The organism is Neobittarella massiliensis (ex Bilen et al. 2018) (assembly GCF_900289145.1).
Classification (GTDB): Bacteria; Bacillota; Clostridia; order Oscillospirales; family Ruminococcaceae; genus Neobittarella; species Neobittarella massiliensis.
The window spans coordinates 105161-126430 of record NZ_OKQO01000004.1 but is presented as its reverse complement, the minus strand read 5'-3'; the positions used below and the strand labels follow the sequence as shown (position 1 = coordinate 126430).

23 protein-coding genes and 1 tRNA gene are annotated in these 21270 nt (G+C 52.6%); 22 read left to right on the top strand and 2 right to left on the bottom strand.

From position 1 onward, the window contains the following. Nucleotides 1-8 precede the first annotated feature (8 nt). The 21 genes from C6Y32_RS06575 (at nt 9) to C6Y32_RS06475 (ending at nt 18938) form a co-directional block, all read left to right on the top strand. Nucleotides 9-1472 (top strand): phage portal protein, encoded by a 1464-nt coding sequence (locus C6Y32_RS06575; protein ID WP_105204550.1) that lies wholly within the window; start codon nt 9-11, stop codon nt 1470-1472. Nucleotides 1473-1596: 124 nt separating this feature from the next. After that, nucleotides 1597-3027, top strand: coding sequence for a minor capsid protein (locus C6Y32_RS06570; protein WP_164998168.1), 1431 nt, complete (start codon nt 1597-1599; stop codon nt 3025-3027). Next, a complete protein-coding gene (locus tag C6Y32_RS15740) occupies nt 3012-3134 on the top strand; it encodes a hypothetical protein (protein ID WP_279287426.1) in 123 nt (40 codons plus the stop codon). Before C6Y32_RS06570 ends, C6Y32_RS15740 begins: the two co-directional genes overlap by 16 nt. A 105-nt stretch (nt 3135-3239) precedes the next feature. After that, nucleotides 3240-3794, top strand: a complete 555-nt coding sequence (locus C6Y32_RS06565; protein ID WP_105204548.1) for a phage scaffolding protein — start codon at nt 3240-3242, stop codon at nt 3792-3794. Nucleotides 3795-3807: 13 nt separating this feature from the next. Beyond that, nucleotides 3808-4686: a phage capsid protein gene (locus tag C6Y32_RS06560; protein WP_105204547.1), complete on the top strand. Its 879-nt coding sequence runs from the start codon at nt 3808-3810 to the stop codon at nt 4684-4686. Beyond that, nucleotides 4686-4985 (top strand): head-tail connector protein, encoded by a 300-nt coding sequence (locus C6Y32_RS06555; RefSeq protein ID WP_105204546.1) that lies wholly within the window; start codon nt 4686-4688, stop codon nt 4983-4985. Before C6Y32_RS06560 ends, C6Y32_RS06555 begins: the two co-directional genes overlap by 1 nt. After that, nucleotides 4982-5302 (top strand): hypothetical protein, encoded by a 321-nt coding sequence (locus C6Y32_RS06550; RefSeq protein WP_105204545.1) that lies wholly within the window; start codon nt 4982-4984, stop codon nt 5300-5302. Before C6Y32_RS06555 ends, C6Y32_RS06550 begins: the two co-directional genes overlap by 4 nt. Continuing rightward, the gene (locus C6Y32_RS06545) at nt 5295-5714 is read left to right on the top strand and encodes a hypothetical protein (RefSeq protein WP_105204544.1); all 420 of its coding nucleotides are present in this window, start codon (nt 5295-5297) and stop codon (nt 5712-5714) included. Before C6Y32_RS06550 ends, C6Y32_RS06545 begins: the two co-directional genes overlap by 8 nt. Further along, nucleotides 5704-6072, top strand: coding sequence for a hypothetical protein (locus C6Y32_RS06540; protein ID WP_105204543.1), 369 nt, complete (start codon nt 5704-5706; stop codon nt 6070-6072). Before C6Y32_RS06545 ends, C6Y32_RS06540 begins: the two co-directional genes overlap by 11 nt. 4 nt (nt 6073-6076) lie before the next feature. Further along, a complete protein-coding gene (locus tag C6Y32_RS15315) occupies nt 6077-6889 on the top strand; it encodes a hypothetical protein (protein ID WP_164998167.1) in 813 nt (270 codons plus the stop codon). Between the two features lie 63 nt (nt 6890-6952). Beyond that, the gene (locus C6Y32_RS06530; protein WP_105204542.1) at nt 6953-7771 is read left to right on the top strand and encodes an LptM family lipoprotein; all 819 of its coding nucleotides are present in this window, start codon (nt 6953-6955) and stop codon (nt 7769-7771) included. A gap of 55 nt (nt 7772-7826) precedes the next feature. Further along, a complete protein-coding gene (locus tag C6Y32_RS06525; RefSeq protein ID WP_105204541.1) occupies nt 7827-8108 on the top strand; it encodes a hypothetical protein in 282 nt (93 codons plus the stop codon). A gap of 307 nt (nt 8109-8415) precedes the next feature. Beyond that, the gene (locus C6Y32_RS06515) at nt 8416-11130 is read left to right on the top strand and encodes a phage tail tape measure protein (RefSeq protein WP_105204539.1); all 2715 of its coding nucleotides are present in this window, start codon (nt 8416-8418) and stop codon (nt 11128-11130) included. Continuing rightward, nucleotides 11127-11819, top strand: coding sequence for a hypothetical protein (locus C6Y32_RS06510; protein WP_105204538.1), 693 nt, complete (start codon nt 11127-11129; stop codon nt 11817-11819). Before C6Y32_RS06515 ends, C6Y32_RS06510 begins: the two co-directional genes overlap by 4 nt. After that, entirely contained in the window at nt 11813-13783 is a 1971-nt protein-coding gene (locus tag C6Y32_RS06505; protein WP_105204537.1) for a phage tail spike protein, read from the top strand. Before C6Y32_RS06510 ends, C6Y32_RS06505 begins: the two co-directional genes overlap by 7 nt. An 11-nt stretch (nt 13784-13794) precedes the next feature. After that, nucleotides 13795-16503 (top strand): DUF859 family phage minor structural protein, encoded by a 2709-nt coding sequence (locus C6Y32_RS06500; RefSeq protein ID WP_105204536.1) that lies wholly within the window; start codon nt 13795-13797, stop codon nt 16501-16503. 11 nt (nt 16504-16514) lie between these two features. Beyond that, a complete protein-coding gene (locus C6Y32_RS06495) occupies nt 16515-16913 on the top strand; it encodes a hypothetical protein (protein ID WP_105204535.1) in 399 nt (132 codons plus the stop codon). Then, nucleotides 16910-17371, top strand: coding sequence for a hypothetical protein (locus C6Y32_RS06490; RefSeq protein ID WP_105204534.1), 462 nt, complete (start codon nt 16910-16912; stop codon nt 17369-17371). The genes C6Y32_RS06495 and C6Y32_RS06490 overlap by 4 nt, the downstream gene beginning before the upstream one ends. Then, nucleotides 17371-17670, top strand: a complete 300-nt coding sequence (locus C6Y32_RS06485) for a hypothetical protein (protein WP_105204533.1) — start codon at nt 17371-17373, stop codon at nt 17668-17670. Before C6Y32_RS06490 ends, C6Y32_RS06485 begins: the two co-directional genes overlap by 1 nt. Before the next feature lie 15 nt (nt 17671-17685). Further along, nucleotides 17686-17964 (top strand): phage holin, encoded by a 279-nt coding sequence (locus C6Y32_RS06480; RefSeq protein WP_105204532.1) that lies wholly within the window; start codon nt 17686-17688, stop codon nt 17962-17964. A gap of 2 nt (nt 17965-17966) precedes the next feature. Continuing rightward, on the top strand, nt 17967-18938 hold the full coding sequence (locus tag C6Y32_RS06475) for an N-acetylmuramoyl-L-alanine amidase (protein WP_105204531.1): 972 nt from the start codon (nt 17967-17969) through the stop codon (nt 18936-18938). 58 nt (nt 18939-18996) lie between these two features. On the opposite strand, the gene C6Y32_RS06470 is transcribed toward C6Y32_RS06475, so the two are convergent. Further along, a complete protein-coding gene (locus C6Y32_RS06470) occupies nt 18997-19290 on the bottom strand; it encodes a hypothetical protein (protein ID WP_105204530.1) in 294 nt (97 codons plus the stop codon). 256 nt (nt 19291-19546) lie between these two features. Beyond that, a tRNA-Gly gene (locus tag C6Y32_RS06465) sits at nt 19547-19620 on the bottom strand. Between the two features lie 208 nt (nt 19621-19828). On the opposite strand from C6Y32_RS06465, the gene C6Y32_RS06460 reads away from it, so the two are divergent. Then, the gene (locus C6Y32_RS06460; protein WP_243562589.1) at nt 19829-20935 is read left to right on the top strand and encodes a glycosyltransferase family 2 protein; all 1107 of its coding nucleotides are present in this window, start codon (nt 19829-19831) and stop codon (nt 20933-20935) included. Nucleotides 20936-21270 lie beyond the last annotated feature (335 nt).

The following is a 21270-nucleotide window of genomic DNA, read 5'->3' as shown; positions in this document are numbered from 1 at the left end:
GGGAAGCAATGGCAACAGGAGTAGGATTATTGGCGCCCACCATAAACTGGGCGCAACAGCTCAAAAATAACGGACTGGACGACCGACAAATCATTATGGAGGAGGTTGGCACTTTTGAGCGCTCCCCCAAATACCATTGGATGATAACGGGCGAGCGATATTACCTGGGCGACAACGAGGCTATCGCCAGAAAACAAAAGTACAAATACGACGCCAAAGAGCAGCGAGTAGTGGATGAGGACGCCATCAATAATAAGCTTGTGCACAGTTTTATGCACAACTTGGTGGATGACAAGGTGGCCTATCTACTTGCCAAAGAGCCGACTATCAAATGCGACAACGAGGCGTACATAGAGCTAATACGCGAGACCCTCGGGCAGCCGTTTTTCGAGCAGCGGCTTGAGACACTCTGTGAGGAAGCCAGCAACAAGGGCATTGGCTGGCTGTATGTGTACATCAACGAGCAGGGTGAGTTTAAGACGTTGGTATTCCCAGCTCAGCAGATCGTGCCCATCTGGTCAGACGACGACCACACGCAACTGCAGGCGGTCATACGTACCTACGAGCAGACTGAGTATATCGGGTCTCGAAAGGAGAATATCAAGCGTGTTGATCTCTATACATTCGATGGTGTGTACCACTACGATCTGCGGGGCGGGGCGCTGGCAGCAAACACCAATTACAAGGATTTCCCCACGCCTTATCTCAAACGAGGCAAGAGCGGTGCGCCTACAAGTTGGGGGACCATCCCCTTTATAGCTGTTAAAAACAACAGTTATGAGTACCCGGACATCAAATTTGTCAAGAGTCTTATTGACGACTACGACGACAAGCGCTCAGAGAACTCCAACTTTTTGGACGTCGCCCGACGGCTGGTGTGGGTGCTTAAGGGATATGGTGAGGAGGACCTGCACAAGCTTGCAGGCAAGATCGCACACTACAATGCCATCAACGTGGATGACGCCACTGAGGGCGGTGTAGAGGCGATAAGCCCCAGCATAGACCTGGGCGGGTATGACACCCACTTCGCCCAACTCAAGCGGGATATATTGGAGTTTGGGCAGGGAGTCAACAAAAATTTGGATGATATCGGGACCGCGCCGTCAGGTGTGGCCCTTAAATTTTTGTACTCAGGGCTTGACCTCAAATGCAATAAACTGGAAAAATCCCTCAAGACTGCCTTTCGAAAGCTTCTGGAGTTTGTGGATACCTACCTATCGCTGACTGGCAAAGCTGTGCCCAAAGAGCCGGTGGAGATCATCTTTAACCGATCGGTTATGGTCAACGAGAGTGAGGCCATCCAAAATGTGGCGGCGTCCACCGCGATCATCAGTCGTAAAACGGCAATCTCCCATCATCCATGGGTACAGGACGCCGAACAAGAGATGTCGGACATGGCGGAGGAGCAAGAAGACGAGGAGCAGCGCCTATACAACAAGGCTCCGGTAACGAATAATGCCCAGCAGGAGTAGTGCTGAGTATTGGGCTGACCGTACGGCGGCCCATACGTGGGACGCATACAATACTGCTGTGGATGAGTGTAGGGCTCTGCAGGATGTTTACAGCAAGGCCCAAAGAGATATAGACGCCCAGCTTATGCAGCTGCTCAAAAAGAGCCAGAGCGGTAAGCTATCGCTGACTGATGGATACACGATCAAGAGACTAAAGGCCATTAAGGCAAACATTCAAAAGACTGTAGACCAGCTTAAAGAGGCGGAAAAACAGCAGCTGGGCGAGGTATTAATAGAGGCATACCAGACCAACTACGAGACGCTGCGGGCTGAGCTGACAGACAGAGCGTTCACCACCGTCAACAAAAAGGCGGTGGAAAAAGCGCTGAAATATCCCTGGTCCGGTGCTGATTTTAGTGACCGCATCTGGCGGGATAAAGCGTCACTTACCTTTGCGCTCAATGAGATATTGACCCGCGGGCTGGTGCAAGGCCTGGGTGTTGGAGAGCTGGCACGGCAGATAGACGGGAAAATGCAATTGGGGTACAAAAACGCTTTGAGGCTTGCCCGCACCGAAACCATCCACTACCTCAATGACAGCGCCCTAAAGGCCTACAAGGATAGCGGCGTCAAAAAGGTCCAGTTCTGGGCGGCGGAGGACGAGAGGACATGCCCTGAGTGTGGGGTGCTGCACGGAAAAGAGTATCCGATCGACAAGGCGCCGATCCTGCCGGTGCACCCCAATTGCCGGTGTACCTACATACCGGTTGTGGATTTACCCACTGAAAATACACAGGACACACAAAATCGTGATATAATTAAGCAGGAGGAGCAGATTCGGCAAGCTAGCTCAATTAAAGACGCAAATACCTACGCCGAAAAAATCCTAAAGGTGCCACATGCAGGGTACAAGGGCGTGGATATTGAGATTGCAAACGCATGGAACGGAGGCCTGGCGGATAATCTTAAAAAATTTCCAGAGCTACTAGATAATTTTGATTTTGTAGGGACCTGCCAGGAGCGGAACCGATACATCAAGAAGAAATACATCGAAACAATCATGCCAGAATTACGGGCCAGGAACCCCGGAGTAACAGAAAAACGGCTTCTTGATTTTGCCAAGCAACAGGCCAACAAACGGGTGCCACGAGTGTCTAAAAATGTAATCGCGCAATCCTACAGGTATAAAATTGGCAGGGGCATTACGGTCAATGCTGCTGTTGGTTCGGCAGAGGAATTAGTCCAAGAACTCCGTTACTGCGTAAAAATGAAATTCCACCCGGAGGGGTGCGAAACTATCCGAAGTGTTTTAGACCATGAGATCGCACACCAAATAGACGACTTAATTATGATTTCTGGGAGACCAGAAGTCATAGATTTGTTCCAGTCCTTAAAAGGCCCCAAAATGACGGAGGCACTGTCTGAATACGCCTGGAAAAACAGCAATAAGGACCCCGTGCGAGAGTTTGTGGCAGAGGCGTGGGCAGAATATTGCAACAACCCCACACCTAGACCTGTCGCTAAAAGGATAGGAGAGATTATCGAGGAGGTGTATAGCGAGTGGAAGAAAAAATAAATTGGGATAGCATGGAGGAAGCACCGGAGCTAATCAAAGACCCTCCCCTTACCATTGACGGTGGAGATGTGCCGGTGGAAGATTGTACACCTGAAGATCACCAATAGAGCACTGGGATTTCCCAGTGCTTTTTTGCGCCCTTTGGCCGCTGGGCATAAATGCAGCTACTCCCTACTGTGAGAGACAGTATAATAATCTATGGAGGTAGAAGTATGGAATGGCTTAGGAAACTACTGAGAGACGCACCTAAAACCGAGGACGGCAACCTTGATATTGATACTGTAGTCGACCAGATCAATAAGGAGCTGCCCAAGTACACGGTGCCCAAGGAGGTGTATAACACCATCAAAAGGGAGAGGGACGAGGCGAGCGCCAAGTTAGCCGATGCCCAAAAGGTAGACGTGGCTGCTCTGCAACAGCAGCTAGAGGACGAAAAAGCTGGCCGCGCCGCGGATAAGGGAAAATACGCCTTTTTGACCGCCGCTACCAAGCGCGGAGCCAAAGACCCCGATTACCTGCTGTACAAATATGGCGCAGACAATATCAAGCTGGACGAAAAGGGCTCTCTCGATGACGAGGAGGGCCTTTTTAAGTCCCTGCAGGAGAGTTATGCCGGCCAGTTTGAGACTGATACTGGCGTGATCGGTACCTCGCCCAACACCCTGACAACCCAAACCACGCAGCCTGTATTTACTCCCGAACAGCTGCGTGGTATGACTGTAGACCAAATCAACGCCAACTGGGGCGATATCCAGAAGTCATTGTAAGGAGGATTTTTAAATGGCAGTAACCAATTTTATCCCCACCATATGGGAGGCGCGGCTGCTGGAAAACTACCACAACCGCTCTCTGGCAGATGTCATCACCACCGCCCCTACCCGCATCGAGGGCAACAAGATCGTGTTTGGCACTGTGGGCGCGGTAGCGACCAAAGACTATGCCGGTACCGTCGAGTGGGACGAGATCGATGTACCCAAAGTCGAGCTCAACATGGATCAGAAAAAGTACTTTGCCTTTAAGGTTGACGATGTGGACAAGGTACAGGCCGCGGGTAACCTCGTGGACCCCACAGTGGCCGAGGCATCGGCGGCCATGAGCGAGACTGTTGATAAGGCGGTGCTTAAAACTATTGCCGATGGCGTCGCTGCTGGCAACAAACTGGGCGTTAAGCAGGTTCACCGTAAAAACGCCTATGACCTGCTGGTCGATATGGCCACTAAACTCAACAAAAATAAGGTGCCCAAAGTAAACCGCTACGCCGTCATCGACAGCGAGTATCTGGGCCTGCTCTCTAAGGATGTGCGTTTTACACCCAATCCCAAGGTGTTGGAAAACGGTGTCGTAGAGGGCCAGACTGTTGCCGGTCTGCAGATCTGCGTGTCTGAGGAGCTGCCTGTAGCGACCAGCAAAACTACGATTATAGCGTTGTCCAAGGCAGCCACTGGCCACGGCAAACAGCTCAACGAGATGGAGGCCATGCGCCTAGAGGGCAGCTTTGCCGACGGCGTGCGCGGCCTGATGGTATATGGTACTGGCGTCCTGCGCGACAAGTCGGCTGTCACCGCACAGATCGAGTACGTGGATGAGCCCGCCACCCAGGTCAACGTTATCAACACCACTGCCGCTCCGGTCAATACCAAAGAGGTAGCAGGAGCCTAATGGACACCGTCAAGGAGCAGGTTAAGAGCATTGTTGTAGGGCTTGAGCCGAGTGCAGAGGCTAAGTTTGACACACTGTACGCCTTGGAAAGCGCCGCACTTATCGAGTACTGCGGTATGCCGGAGATAACGGGCAAGCACGTGGCGCTGCTGGCCGACTTGCTGCTGCACCGTTACAACACACTGGGGCGCGACGGCATATCGGCAGAGAGCTACTCGGGGGTGTCCTACACATATAGCACAGACCTGCCCGCTACGCTGCACAGGCGTCTCAATAGAGCGAGGAGGCTTAGCTGGTGAGCATTATGAGTAATATGCAGCGCGTGTCGCTGCTGCGCAACGTGCCCATTCGGTCCCCTACCACGGGGGCCGTGGAGCAGCGCTTGCAATCGGTCGGATCGATTGATATGGCTATCTATCAGGACGATACTCTGAGGATATCGCAGACTGTACAGGGCGATGTGACGAGCCATATCGGCATATCTGCGGAGACTGCGGCCAAGACCGACGATGTAATAGTATGCGCCGATAACCGGCAGTACAAGGTGTGCACCATGCCTGTAGGTGGCCGCTATAAGATGGTACGGCTAAAGGAGCTGGCCGGCAGTGATGGATGACCAGAAAGCGTTTTGTGATAGTGTAGACGGAGCTGCTACACAATTGGTTCAGCTGGCGGCACGTAACGCCGAAACATGCGGGCTGTATCTAGAGGGACAAATCAAAAAAGAGACGCCGGTAGACATGGGCCTATTACGAGCGGCGAACGGCCATCAGGTGGACGTAGACAATGGGCAGATCACACTGACCCTATACAACGTCATGGAGTATGCCCCATATGTCCACCAAGGCACTGGCATATATGCCGAGGACGGAGATGGCCGCAAGACACCATGGGTGTATACCGACGCCAAGGGAAACACGCATAAGACAGCAGGCCAAAAGCCCAACCCGTTTATGCGGCGAGCCATCGAAAAAAATAAGGGCAAGATCAGCAAGCTATTGGGAGAGGGGAGCACGAGTGGAACTTGAGATATATGGGCTGCTGTGCGAATATCTCGCCGGAATATTTGTGCCCAACGCTATCCATCCCATCAAAACCGGTGATTTGAGCAAACCTAATCTGGTGTATGAGTATTACGACGACAGCGCTGGCACAGTGCACACGGGTATGCTTACACTCAAGATCATATCACCATCTTATGATGAGGCAGCCTGCTTGTCCGCGCAGGTAAAAAACAGGCTGAATACCGATGTGCAAGGCCAGTCCCTGCTTAGTGACAGTTACGCTGTCAGGTGCCTGCTTGCTGGTGGCGGCTGCCTGTATAACAGCGATTTTGACCGGTACGAGTATCAGCAGATATACACCATCAGATATGCAAGGAGGTAATGATTTGGACAAAAAAGATGAGATCATCTTTGGTGCTGGCGAACTGTATATGTACGAGTTTGCGGGCAAAGAGATCCCCGACCATGCGGTCATCGAGACCGAAGACCACAACGTAGGCCACTGCTCGGGGGGGTTTTCGGCGGAGTACAAGCCCGACCGATACGACATCAAAAACCAGTATGGCAGCACTGTTAAAACAGTTATCAAAAATGAGGAGATCACCGCCAAAACCGGTATCTTGTCGTGGGACCTGAGCAAGCTCGCGCTGCTCTCTACGGCAGTGTTTGCCGAGGATACGGCCACCGGGACCCGCAAGTTGACGTTTCGCGGCAAAGGCTCTCTGCGCAACGTAATGGTGCGGTTTGTCCACACCAAAGACGACGGGCGCAAGCTGCGGTTTACGATGATCGGCCAGGGCGGCAACGGCTTTTCGCTACAGTTCGGTGAAAATGAGCTGACTGTCGACGCCACTCTCAACGCCATCAGCTATATCAAGGACTTTTTGGCTGAAATTGAGGAGGAGATTGCCATAGAGGCAACCGGCCTGACGGTACAATCTGCTGCGGGCACCGCCACTGGTGATACCAATATCACCGTCACACCGGCGGCCGGCGGTAGTAATACTCAGGCCTATATTGCCGGTCCTACTGTCAATGTGCCTTGCGTAGGTGATAACTGTACCGGTTATACTGAGTTGCCCAGCGGCGGCAATATCTCGGGTCTCACCGCCGGCGAGACCATCGTTGTGGTGGAGCGGGATGCAGAGGGCAAAGCCGTTAAGGCGGGCTCGGCAAAAATTGTCGTGAAGACTGCCTAAAAGGTTGTACATATCCTCTAATTGTGATATATTTTGTTTATCATAATATGGAGGTTTTGTGAAATGAAAAAGTGTTTGTGTGCGGTGTTGGCGCTTTTTATGGCGCTGTCACTTGCGGGATGTGGTGGGGATAAGAACAGCACAGTAAAGCTGACTGAAGAAGAGCGGGCAGAGTATGTGCGAGCAGATTACTTTGATCTAGACCTGCAAGCCGATGCCAAGAAAGATTTGGATAGAGACTTTGAAACCGAAAAAGTTTTTGTAGAGGGAAAAGTGAAAGATATGGTGCAGTCGTCTAATGCTGCTTACCCTACAGAGATAAATGTAGTTCAAAAAGAGAATTACGGCCAAGAAGACACATTTAAAGTGTGTGCGGAAATGGGCACTCTTATGATAAAATTGGCACACGGTGAAACCGTCCGTATATATGGTAGGCCAGATATAGATAAAAATGGAAACCTCGTCATTTTGGCAGAGGGCGTCGAGAAAATTAGTGAAAGTGATTTAACAAAATTAGATCACCCTGACCCAAAAACAGAGGAAGAAGAGCAGGCGGAATTAGAACAGTTAAAGAGAGAGGCAGTGGAGGCAAACTGGCAGCTGTTGTCTGGTGATAATACCCCAATCGGTATGAATGTAAAATTTATAGGTATGGTCTATGATATCCACACAGAAGACAACATAGAGATACTCACCATCGTTGTTATTGACGATAACGGAGAATACACTCTAGAGGATCAAAAAATTTCACCATACACAGTTTGGAATGCCTCTGGAAATACTTTTGCAAAGGCGGATTTGGTTCAGGTCTATGGCACGAACTCAGGCCTTGATGGAGAATACCCAACGATATTGGGGAGATCAATAGAAAAGGTCCAATAACACAAAAAGAGATCGCTTAGGCGGTCTCTTTTCTATTGCATTTTTAGGAGGCAAAATGTTAGATTTAAACACCTATCTCAACAAGACGCTCGAAGTAAAAATCGGGGAAGAAATAGTCCATGTAAAAGACCTGTCCTATGCAATGTGGCAGGAGCTAGGCGGCAAAGCGACCACCTTAGACGAACAGCTTGACTTTGTTGCCCGAGCCATGAGCAACAACACCGAGGGTAGAGACTTCACGGCAACGGAGCTAGCCAAGCTACCCAAACCCGCCGTAGAGGCCATTTTGGGGGTACTTATCAAGTCGGGCAGTGCCGCCGTCAGCGACCCAAACTAAAACTGCCCATCCCTGACGGTCCCGTGGGCGAGGCAATCATCAAAAAGTATTTTGCCTGCGAGGAATGGGAAAAAGAAATGGACTGCAGGACCCGTGAGTTAAAGCGTATGCAAGATTACACGGGGCTAAATTTTAACGAGCTGATGGCGTTACCGCTGTCGGCTTTTTTGTATCTGCGTAAAGAGAGTTGGGTACACAGTTTTTTGGTGTCGGAAACGGGCCGCGAGACGCTAAAAGACATATGGCGGCTATCCCAGACCAAAGCGGATATGACCGCCGTAAGGCGGCACAGTAAGGTGGTGGTACATTGAGCGCATTAACAGGCGGCATTGAGCTTGCGCCGCTGCTCACACGGATAGCGGTAGATCTAGACAGCTTTAAGACCGAGATGGAAAAGGCAAAGCAGACTGCAAAAGAGCAGGCTGACGGTATTAGCCAGCAAATCAAAAAGGCCGCACAGGTGGGCCAGGACCTACAGAAAGTAGGGGGCACGCTCACCAAAGCCATAACAGTGCCATTGATGGGTGCAGGAGCCGCCTCGGCCAAATTCGCCATGGATTTCCAAAAGGATATGGCCCAAGTAAAGACCCTTTTGGATGGCAATGCCCAGCAGGTTGAAGCCCGCACAAGAGAGTTGTCCGAAAACGTACTACAGGTATCTAACGACGTAAACATGTCGTCCAGCCAGATCGCTGAGGGCACGTATCAGGTCATTTCTGCCTACGGTGACAGCGCCGAAACGATGGATCTTGTCACCATAGCAGCCAAAGGAGCAAAAGCTGGCGGTGCGGAACTAGTAGATAGTGTTAACCTGTTGAGTGCGGTTACTAAAGGGTATGGTGATACATCAGCTGCGGCTAACGAGAAGGTGTCTGATCTCGCTTTCCAGACAGTCAAGCTGGGGCAGACCACTTATCCAGAGCTTGCGGCTAGTATGGGGCGCGTGGTGCCTCTGGCGGCCACACTCAAGGTGTCGCAGGAGGAACTTTTTGGCGTCATGGCCACCGGAACTGGCGTAACCGGTAATGCGGCAGAGGTATCTACCCAGTTGCGCGGTGTGCTACAGGCCTTGATGGCACCAACCGATAGTATGGCCGAACTCATGGCTAATCTGGGGTATGAGAGTGGACAGGCTATGATAGAGGGGCTAGGCCTACAAGGCACTATCGACGCCATCGTCAAGGCGGCCGACGAGAGCGGCATGCCGTTGCAGTCCTACATCGGCTCTATCGAGGGACAAACTCTCGCCCTTACGCTGAGCGGTGAGCAGAGCGACGTGCTCCGCGAGAAGATAGCAGCCATGGGTGAGGCTACCGGATCGGCGGCCAGGGCGTTTAAAGCAGCTACTGAGAACGAAGCGGAGGACTTTGACAGCTCCATCAACAAGCTCAAAAACTCCGCTATCGCGTTCGGCGACGCTTTGACTCCACTTATTTCTAAGGTAGCCGATCTGGTGAGCGGAGTAGCCGATTTTATTAACGATTTATCCCCTGCTCAAAAGGAAATGGCTGTTAATTTTGCCTTGGTAGCTGCCGCTGCTGGCCCGGCTATCAGTACAGTGGGCAAAGGTATCACTACATTTTCAAATGTTGCCGGGGCATTAAAAGGCTTGGGAGGTGCAGCGAGCACCGCAGCGGGTGCCGGTGGACTAGGCGGTCTTACAGGAGCAGTGGGGGGCTTGTTGCCAGCTCTTGGTCCAATAGCCGCCGCCTTGGGCGGCGTGGCGCTGGCCGGAACAGCCATACACGTGGCCATGTCACAGGAGGTCGTGCCTACTATAGACTTGTTTGAAAGTCGCATGGTAGATGCCAGTGGCAACATTATGGCTCACGGCGACTATATGGCGGCTGCTCTGTCCGCAGATACAATCGTTATCAGCGACGCTACCAAACAAGCTGTTGGAGCGTATATGGATATGGACACGCAGATGGGGCAGATACTGCTTAATCAGCAGGTGGTTGGTGGCGCGATTACGCAAGAGACTGCAGGGCAGATGGTGCAGACTTACAGCGGCATGGCGAACACCATAAAAACCAAACTAAAAGAGGGGTATGACACCGATTTAGCCAATTTACAACAGCATGTGACAGCTAAGGGGCTGTTATCCGAGGAAGATGCTGCAAAGGCCCAGCAAATTTTAGAGACTAGTTACCAGACCAAAGTACAGAAAATTGAGGAAAATGAAGCGCGCATAAAAGAGATCTATGAGACTGCTGCCGCAGAACATCGGGAACTGACTCAGGCAGAAGAAGATGAGGTCAATCGCATAAAAGCTGAAAGCGCTCAAATGGCTATTGTCGAATTATCCGAAAGCGAGGCCGAGGCGCAAGCTATTTTGCAGACCTGGAAAGATAATCATATAGAAGTTACTGCTGAAATGGCAGCTGAGCAGGTCAAGGTACTTAACGAGGCCCGGGACCAAAAGATTTTAGACGCTGAAAAAGAGTATACACAGCAGATGGATATCGCTAGGCAATTAAGAGAAGAAGGCTCTGCGGAAGCAGTGGCATTAGCGGATAAGATAGAAAAAGAGGCTACACGCCAAAAAGACGCTGTTGTCTCTCAGGCTAATAAAACGCGCGATGAAGGCATCAAGAAACTTGGGGATGCTTACAAAGGATTATCTGACGATGTGAATCTGGAAACAGGAGAAATTCTTACATATTGGGATCGCGTTAAAAGTTGGTGGGATAAGTGGAATCCAACCGCAAAAAAAATGAGAGTTACATACGAAGAAAATGTGTCAAAGGGGAAATATAACCCATATGCAACCGGTTCACTTCAGTATACCGGTCTATCCTACGTGCCCTATGATGGCTATAATATTATCGCCCACAAGGGCGAACGCATACTCACGGCAGAAGAAAACCGCGACTATATGCAAGGCAAAAACGGTCCTGCTTCCAATGGAGAGGAAGTCGCAGTGTATACACAAATCAATCTGGATGGCAAAGAAATAGGGTATGCGGTAGCGCCACACGTATCTGTGCAGCAGGCCCGCAATGCTAGGAGGATAAGATGATACAGAGCATATATTCCGCCGGTGTGGAGGTGGTGCTTGACGATTTTTCGGCGGCGTGCACGGCATATAAGGTGGAGGCGGCTGTCTTGTCCCCTAACACCTATCAGGGTGGTGGTGCCTTGCTGCCCACCTATACGGACACCAAAGAGGGCTTATATAGCTTATCTATCGATCTGCTGATAGAAACCCCCGATGTGCAGGCAGCACGATCTCTAGCATTAGAACTCAAACAGCGGCTGCTTAAGTGTAACGTGATATTCGAGGATGACCGCCAAAAAGAGTACGATTGCATACTGCACAGCTACACCCTAACCGATCTGTTGCCAGGCATGATACTGCTTAACTGCGTGTTCGACGCGGTGATATGGGGGCCAGAAGTTAGTGTTGTGCTCTCCGAAAGCCCGCAAAATATAGCAATCAGCGGCCCGCAAAAAACTTACCTTACAATATCGGTAGAGGCGCTGGAAAATCTAGCCGAATACGCAGTGTGCGGTATGACCATACACAATTTGCCGCAGGGCAAGACGCTGATTGTAGATGGCGCAAGACGCACAGTCGAGATAGACAGCGCAAACGCCTTTGACACGGTGTCTATCATAGATTTTCCGGCCGCGCAGGGCGAGTTTACAGCAGTCGCCGATGACTTATCTCGAGCCACGGTGACCATCAGTTATAGAGGGAGGTGGTAATACTGGGCATCAGATATACAGGCCCGGGTGGACTGGTAGATATAGATGTAGATCATCATATAGACTACCAATCAAACGGATTACAGAAATTAAGTTTTTCCGTGCCGCTTGAACATCCGTCGTATCCCCATATCAAAGAGGAACTGCCGGTAGAGTGCCAAGGGCAGAGATACATCGTCAAGTCTATAGACGAGCAGCTGGTACACACAGATTTTGTGGCCGAGCTTGATTTGGACGTTTTACAGCAGAGGGTGTTTGCACCCGCGTTTGTGTCCACAACACTAACCCTTAGTGACACGCTTATGCTTTTGTTGGCAGATACCGGCTGGTACGCGGTCGGCGCCGACCTAGTATCTATTAAACGCAGCATTGAACTGTCTGACAGCACCCCATATGATGTGGTAATGCACTGCCAGTCGGTATACGGCGTCACCTATCGTTTTGACACTGCCGCCAAGTCCATCACCGTGCTGAAACCAGAAAACGAGCAGCCTAAAAATCTGTACATTACCGACCAGCTCAATCTGCGTCGGGTGGATATGAAAGGCGATACCTACGAAATGGTGACCCGTTTATACCCCTACGGCAAGCCAGACGAGAAGACGGGAGAAGCACTGAACATCGCCTCGGTCAACGACGGCGTACCTTATATAGAAGACCACACATATAGTAACAAGGTCATATCTGCCGTTTGGAGGGATGAGCGATACACCAATCCACAATCGCTTAAAGACGACGCGATATTAAGGTTGGCCAAGTTGGCTGTGCCGAACCGCAGCTATGAGTTGGATGTCGCAGACTTGGCAAAAATAGACCCGTCATACAGTGGACTCGCTATAGGGCTGCACGACAAGGTCAAGCTGATAGACCGGCGGCGGGGTACGATAGAGACACATCAAGTGGTGGCTTATCGAGAGTATCCCAACGCACCAGAAAGCAACGTAATCACCCTATCGACCGTCCCGCTCACCATCGAGGGAGAGATACGCGGGAGTATATCCGCGCTGGATGAGGTCAGCATACAGACCGCCGGCAAAGTTAATGAGATCAAACGTGATTTGGACACTACTGTCTCGAGAGTGGAGCAAACTTATACCCGAGGCGAGACTGACGAGCTCATCGGCAGCAAAGTGACCCAGTCAGCCGACGTGCTGCGCAGCGAGATTGCCCATACCTATATCACCGGTACAGAATTAAAAGAAGTAAAAAGCGAGCTAGAACAGAGTATCGAGCATATCCAGTTGTCCATGCAAAGGACTGGCGGCGACAACTTGGTATTCGGCAGTTCGGCTCGTCTGGGACTAGAGGACTGGACAACCGATGGTGCAGTAGTGTGCGATACTTCCACTGCGGTGTATAACGCCACATCCGCCGGTGGGGCCTTTATATTGGCTGACGAGGCGATACACACAGGTAGACTTTCACAAACCATCAAGACGGTACCCGGCGGGCAATATGCCTGGTATTTTCGGTACAAGCTCCAAGCCGGACTGCAGACAGAAGCAGAAGTGCATATTGGAGGCAGCCAACTAGAGTTGCCCCCGAACGATCAATGGGTAGAACGTACTGGCAACTTTACCGCCCAGGACATCACTGCCAAAGTGGAGTTTTGGGTGCGGGACGGCATTCTCACAGTGGCCGATATCACCGTGAAAGAGGGGCTGGTGTGCACTGCTTGGCAACAGGCGCAAAATGAGATACAGGCTGGTGGGGTCACCGTTACTCAACGGGGACTTCAGGTAGATGCAAACGGGGACCCATTCGCAGTCAAAATAGACAACCAACAATTTTTAGTGCGTAACAAGGATACTGGACAGGACGTAGTATATTTGACCAAAGACCAAGCTCTGATATCGCGCCTTACTGCTCAGGACGAGTTGACAGTGCGAAGATACGGGCAGTCCTCTAAGGCGCTGCGTATTATACCGGTAGATACCGGGGCATTTTTCGTGGTCAATGACTAGGAGGTGAGATATTGGCACGTATTAACGGATCAGTATCCAACTATGCAGGCAACTATGCCTATTACCTGGACGTATACGAGATACAGACCGATGTAACCAACAACCGCTCCATCGTGCGGGTAGACGTGTGGCTAACCTCCGGCACCCGCAGCTGGGACAGTATCAGCGCTGTGGGCGGCACGGTCACCATCAACGGCGGACAGCATAATTTTAGCAAGGTCGTGAGTATCGGAGCGGGCGGCAAGGTGGTACTGGCCACCTGCGACGCCTGGGTATATCATGACGCCGCTGGCGGTGGCAGTATCGGCATATCGTCTACATTTAGTCCCACGAGCTCCTACTCCCCCGGTTACTGCCAGGCCAGCGGTACTTATACACTGTCTACCATTCCCCGAGCCAGCACCCCCTCCATGGGGGCATTTAAGGCGGGCGACAACGTGACGGTGTCCATATCCCGCGCCAGCTCGTCTTTTACCCACTCGCTGACCCTCAAAGTGGGCAACACCACCATCAAGACGGCATCCGGCGTGGGTACCAGCCAGACATGGAGTTTTTCAGAGGCTGATGTAAAATCTATCTACACTGCCATGGGCAGCGCCACCAGCGCCACCGCTACGGTGACCTGCGTCACCTACTCGGGCAGCACCAATATAGGCACCAAGTCGGCCACCGCTACCTGTAGTCAGGTTGGAGGCAGTACTCTGACCACGACCCCCAACACGACGGTTGGGGACAGCCTGGCGCTGTCCATCACCAGAGACCGGGCGACGGTGACCCACACGCTGCGGTTTTACGCCGGCAGCACCCTGGTGCGTACCGCCTCCGGCGTGGGTGCTGCTTACACCTTTACCCCGACCACCGCCGAGATCGGCACCATTTATGGAGCCATGGGTGGTGCCAATAGCGTGACATTTAAGGTGACCTGTGCGGCAGTCCACTACACCCGGTCGCTGGGCACCTCCGAAAAATCCGGTACTGCCTCGGCACCGGGAGTGAGCACCATTACCTCCTCGCCGGCCCACACCATCGGCAGCGGGTACACGGTGACCCTGACCCGCACCCGGTCGGCGGTGACCCACACCGTGGAGTTGTACGTGGGTAGCGCCAAGATACGCACCGGCACCAACGTGGGCACCAGTTACGCCTACACCCCCACTGCGGCCGAGATTGCCGCCGAGTATGCCGCGACACCCAATAGCAATACCGCCACTGCCAAGATCGTCTGCCGCTGCTATCACTATGACCATCTGTGCGGCACAGTCCAGGCCACTGGCAATGCCACGGTAGACGCGGCCGCAGCCGCCCCGGTCTTTACCGGCTTTGTTTTTGCGGATATCAACGCAGCCACCACCGCGCTGACCGGCAACGATCAACAGCTGATAAGCGGCTACAGCACCTTGCGGGCCACGGTGCCGGTGGACAGCAAGGCCACCAGCACCACCGGCGCCACCATCAAGCAGTATATCTTGTATTGCGGTGGCGCCTCGATATCCGGCACATACTCGGTCTCCGCTGACGTATCCATGCAGCTGGCGGGAGTGACCTCCGGCAGCATACGGGTGGCGGCGGTGGACAGCCGCGGAAACCAGACGGTAATAGAGCGGCTGACAGTGTTGGTGCCCTATACCCCGCCCCGCATTACCAAGGTGACCCTACGCCGGGACAGCGGTGTGGATGCCAAGACCCAGCTGGAGCTACAGGGGGTGTGGTGGACCGGATCGTTTGGCGCGGTCGATAACGCGGTAAACGCCTCTTATCAGTATCGTGGTACCGCAGACAAAGACCTGTCGGCCAGCATTACCATACCCATCACCACCGAGGGAGCGGAGTTTAAGTATATCGGCTATGTCGACGGCGACCTGGGCACCGGCGGTTTTACCTTTGACAGGTCCTTTTATCTGCTCTTTACCACCGCTGACCTATTGGCCAGTGCGACGGCAGAGGGCACCATAGACCGCGGTGTGCCCACCATGCACATGACCCAGACCGGTATCGGTATCGGCAAAATGCACGAGAGCGGGTCCATCGACACGGTGGGCAATATCGTGGAGGCGGGCACAGCACTACCGGACAAATACGCCGCCAAAGCGCACAGCCACACAGCGCTCACCAGCCTGGGCAGACAGACGCCAGAGATCGGGCGCACAGCCAACAGGGGCGGCGTCTATAGCTATAATGTGGCGGCCGACGTATCAGGTGCGCCGGCTGACTACTTGTCGGTGCTCGGGTTTGGCCTCGGCGCTGGTGGATCGGTAGAGATTGCGGGACATTGGACCGCGGGCCAAACCTTATATGCAAGGGCATTGCGGGACTGGCAAGACAACTGGTGGCCGTGGATTGAGATAATCACCAGCAAAAACCTGCTTAACAAGGTATATCCCGTCAACAGTATCTATATATCATACAGCAACACCTCCCCGGCCTCCTTGTTTGGCGGCACATGGACGCGCATTAATGGTTATTATCTTTACGCAGGTGCTGCTAGTAGTACCATGGGGACTACTTTCGGATCGTGGGACAATGCCATTGCCCAGTCTAATTTGCCGGCTAGGACAGCGGTGCGGCTGAATTTAACTGGTCAAGGTGGTTCGAACACATCATTCGGGGCGGTTAACGGTTGGGCTTTTACGTCCATGCAGGACAGCAACCAACCATACGGCCAAGCGCTGACAGTGCAACCCCCGGGTATTAGACTTGCGGTTTGGCGCAGGACTGCCTAAAGGAGGTCAAAATGCGGATTTTGGACGAGCAGGGCAACGAACTGGAAACCTACGACAACACAAAAGGCTATCTGGTCAATGACAAGGTGCTCATAGCGCACCACGAGGCCGTGGAGGCGGTAGAGGAGCAGGGACACTTTGAAACTATCGCTGAATACCCCAATGGTGGAAAAGATGTGGAGTGGATCGTGGACAAGCCAGGTGTAGAGGCAGCGGAGGCCTGGGACGAGTACGAGGACATATACCGCTATATCCTCTATACTGCCGCCGAACTGGAAGAAATAGAGGAGGCCCGCAAAAAAGCAGCGGAGGAGGCCGAGCTACAGGCCAAAATACGGGCGCTGTCCGATAAGGCAGTGACCTGGGACGAGCTTGCCGCCGCACTCAAACAGGGGGTAAATAGCATATGACCCAAAAAGATATTGTACTGGACGCCATGAGACGACAGGGCCAGGCCCTTGCCCTCGATCTACAGGACCGGGCCGCCGACATGACGGGCACCGAGCTATACGCGGAGGACGGCTATATCCCGGATTTTGCAGCGGCCAAGGCGACCCAAAACATGCTGACCCGTCCTGCTGGTTTTGTATGCCGCTCCACTGCCGGCCGCGTCGTGCGGCTGCTGCAGCCTTATGACAGTGATATCTATAGCGCCGAGCCAGAGGAGCTGCCGGCACAGTGGGGCTTTGTGTGGTCTACCGATCCGGCCAAGGCGCTGCCGTTTGTGGCGCTGGCCACCAGCCCCTACATGACGGGGGACTGCTGCACCGAGGATGGACAGGTATACCGGTCTAAGATAGACCATAACGTACACGCCCCCAGCGCATACCCGCAGGGGTGGGCGGAAGCGCACGTAAGTGGTGGGTGATGCAGATGGATTTTGAGCACGAGCGGCGTATCACGGAAGTGGAGGGGCGGTCAAAGTCTAATGCGCACCGGATTGATGATCTTGAAAAGCGACAAGACAATCTTGACGAATTAGTCGGCACAGTCAAAGTGTTAGCGGTGCGCGAAGAAGCCGTGGAAACCGATGTGAAAGAGATAAAAAACGATGTAAAAAGTCTAACCAGCAAGTCGGGCAAGCGCTGGGATAATCTTGTCGACAAGATTATCCTAGTTGCCGTCTCTGCGCTTGTTGGTTTTATTTTGGCCCAAATCGGACTTTAGAAAGGGGAAAGCAACATGAAGATCAACTGGAAAGTACGAACGAAAAACCCGGTTTTCTGGGCACAGTTGGCGACGGCCATCGTGCTGCCTATCCTGGCTTATCTAGGCCTACAGTGGAGCGATATGACCAGCTGGGCGGCCCTGGGAGAGATCCTGGTGCAGGCCGTTAAAAATCCGGTGATCTTGGTGTCGGTTGTGGTATCGGTGTGGGGCATCGTGAACGACCCCACCACCGCTGGACTGAGTGATAGCAAAAAGGCAATGGGCTACCAAAGCCCTAAAAAGGAGGACTAGCTATGAATGTCGTAAAAATCGATCTCCCACAGAATAAGTACAATACCAAATGTCCGTATGCAATGAACCCTACAAGGATCGTCGTACATAATACCGCCAACGATGCCAGCGCTCGCAATGAGGTCGCCTATATGCAGCGCAATGATAACGAGGTATCGTTCCATTTTGCCGTTGACGACAAAGAGATTATTCAGGGCTTGCCGCTCGATAGAAATAGCTGGAACGCAGGAGATGGCGCAACTGGTACCGGTAACCGGCAGGGCATATCTATTGAAATCTGCTACAGTCTGTCTGGCGGTCCCAAATTTGATGCTGCCGAAAAGCGTGCTGCTGAGTTCATCGCCCAGTTGCTCAAAGAGCGCGGCTGGGGCATCGATCGTGTGACCAAACACCAGGACTACAACGGCAAGTATTGCCCGCACCGTACCCTGGACCTGGGCTGGCAGCGCTTCCTAGACATGATCCAGGCATACATGGGCGGTGGCTCTACCACTGCACCTGCTCCGGGTAAAGATATAGATACCGTTGCGCGTGAGGTTATCGCCGGTAAGTGGAGCAATGGTGACGACCGCAAAAACCGTTTGAGAGCTGCCGGATATGACCCGAGCATCGTGCAGAATAGAGTGAACGAAATTCTGTACGGCGCAGACCCCGCCCCTGCGCCGGCCCCGCAAAAATCCATTGATGAAATCGCTCGAGAGGTTATAAACGGGGGCTGGGGCAACGGCGCTGATCGTAAAGCCAGGCTATCGGCTGCCGGATATGACCCCGACGCTGTCCAAAATAAGGTGAACGAGATCCTATACGGCGCAGACCCCGCCCCTGCGCCGGCACCCTCTAAATCTCTCGATGATATTGCCCGTGAGGTCTATGCAGGCAATTGGGGCAACGGTGCAGACCGCAAAGCTCGGCTGGCTGCTGCCGGTTACGATGCAGAGGCGGTACAAAATAGGGTAAACGAGCTCTATTACTAAAAGTACATAGCACTTAGTTTAAGCCCTCGGCCATCGAAAAAGACGGTCGAGGGCTTTTTTAGTTTTTATTGCTAAGAAGACGATGAGGCGCATGCCCCGTTGCTTCCCCCCAAAATCTCACCCCATTTTTAAAAGCGTTCCTAAAGTAAAACTTAGGAAGAAGCCAGTAGTCGTCGGCAATTAAATCTGGATTGTTCTCAGGGTCTATGCACTGGATACAATAATGCATTATTTCGCCTGTCCTAGGATTATATTCTGCAACTATTTTTTTCCCTGTTCTTATTACCTCTCGTTTACCCCATTCAACAACCCCATAACGTTTTCGCAACTCCAATAAATCTCCTCTGTTCATATCTTCCCTCCTTACTACACCTGTAATTATACTACAACGTATGTCCTATAAATGGGACAGAAGATCAAATACGTACTGTAGCAAAGCGTGTGATTTATGATCATGTCAATGCGGAACAGTAAAATAGCCCTAGCATCTCAAAAAAGGCAAGCAATCGGTATCTTATTTTGGGGAAAGTGTCGTACTAAAGTCGTACTCGCTTTTTTTACAGAAACAGGAAAAGCGCCTAAACCCGCATGGTTAGGCGCTTTTTTGATGGAGCAGGCGATGGGAATCGAACCCACAACCTCAGCTTGGGAAGCTGATGTTTTACCACTAAACTACGCCTGCATATTTGATTTTGGTTACCTATTTAGTATAGTGCTTTTCACCGTATAGGTCAAGGCCTTTTTACAAAATCTCACAGTGGCAAAAATGTGCGGGCATCCGGTACGGGAACATAGGCCGATGCTACACGCGGTGTCCAAAAGTGACCAAAGGCGCACCTCGGGGCACTGTTTTACATAGTCTGGGGGCAAAACATATCTGGAGGTGCCCCATGGCAGACAGCATCAGTTTGTGCATGATCGTGAAGGATGAAGAGGCAGTGCTGGCGAGGTGCTTAGACAGCGTGCGGGCGCTGGTGGACGAGGTGATCATCGTCGACACCGGCTCGACCGACCGCACCGCGCAGATCGCCGCCGCCTACACCGATAAAGTGTACAGCTTTGACTGGTGCGACGATTTTGCCGCCGCCCGCAATTTTTCGTTTGAAAAAGCCAGCGGCGATTATATCTTGTGGCTGGATGCCGACGATATCGTGCTGCCGGATGACCTGCGACAGCTGCTGCGGATAAAGAAAAAAGGTATTGGCGCCGACGTGTTGATGGTGCGCTATAATACTGGCTTTGACAAGCTGGGGCGGCCGACGCTCTCGTTTTACCGGGAGCGCATTTTGCGGCGCAGTATGGGCTTTCACTGGGTGGGGCGAGTGCATGAAGTGATACAGCCCCGGGGCAAGGTGCTGTATACGCAGGCGGCGATCACCCACCACAAGCTACACCGCAACGACCCTGGGCGCAACCTGCGCATTTTTGAGACCATGCGCCGGGAGGGACAGCCGTTTGACCCGCGACAGCAATTTTACTACGGGCGGGAGCTCTATTATGCCGGTGCGTACGACCGGGCAAAAAAGGAACTGCAGACCTTTTTACAGCGGCCCGAGGGGTGGGTGGAAAACCAGGTGGAGGCCTGCCGCACCTTGTCGCAGTGCTGCCGTGCACTGGATGACCCCAGCGGCGCGCTACAGGCGCTTTTCAGCTCGTTTTTATACGACCAGCCCCGGGCCGAGGTGTGCTGCGATATTGGGCATCTGTTTATAAATCGGCGCCAGTACCGCCAAGCAGCGTACTGGTACCAGCAGGCGGCAGCGCGGCCGAGGATAGAGGGGGGCGGGTTTTACAGCCCGGCATGCTATGATTTTATCCCCTATTTGCAGCTGTGCCTGTGCTGCGACCGGCTGGGCGACTACCAAAAGGCGTGGGATTACAATGAAAAGGCGGCGGCACTGCGGCCCGACGAGCCGGCCATCGCCCATAACCGACAGTATTTAGGGGAGCTGCTGGGGCGCAAGCAGACAAAAAAGCGGGCCAAAACAGCTCGTTAAAATGTAAAATATTTGTAAACACGGCCCTATAATTTGCAATTTTAGATCACTTTTCATGCAAAAACAGAAGCGCATTTATTTTTGTGCACACCGCCATACAGAGGCCTTAAAAGCCCTGTATGACGGCGCGCACTTTTTTATAGCAGTGTGTTAAACCGGCCGCGCGAACGACAGAAAAGCTGCCCTAAACAGCCGCCACGCTTTACTGTGATAGCAGCATAAAACCCCATTGACATGCCATTTTTGCCGTGATAGACTGACTTAAAACCTTGACAGACCGATAGGACTTTGAAAAGCGAGACGAAGGCGTTTGGGACAGTTTGCCCCAGCGCCTT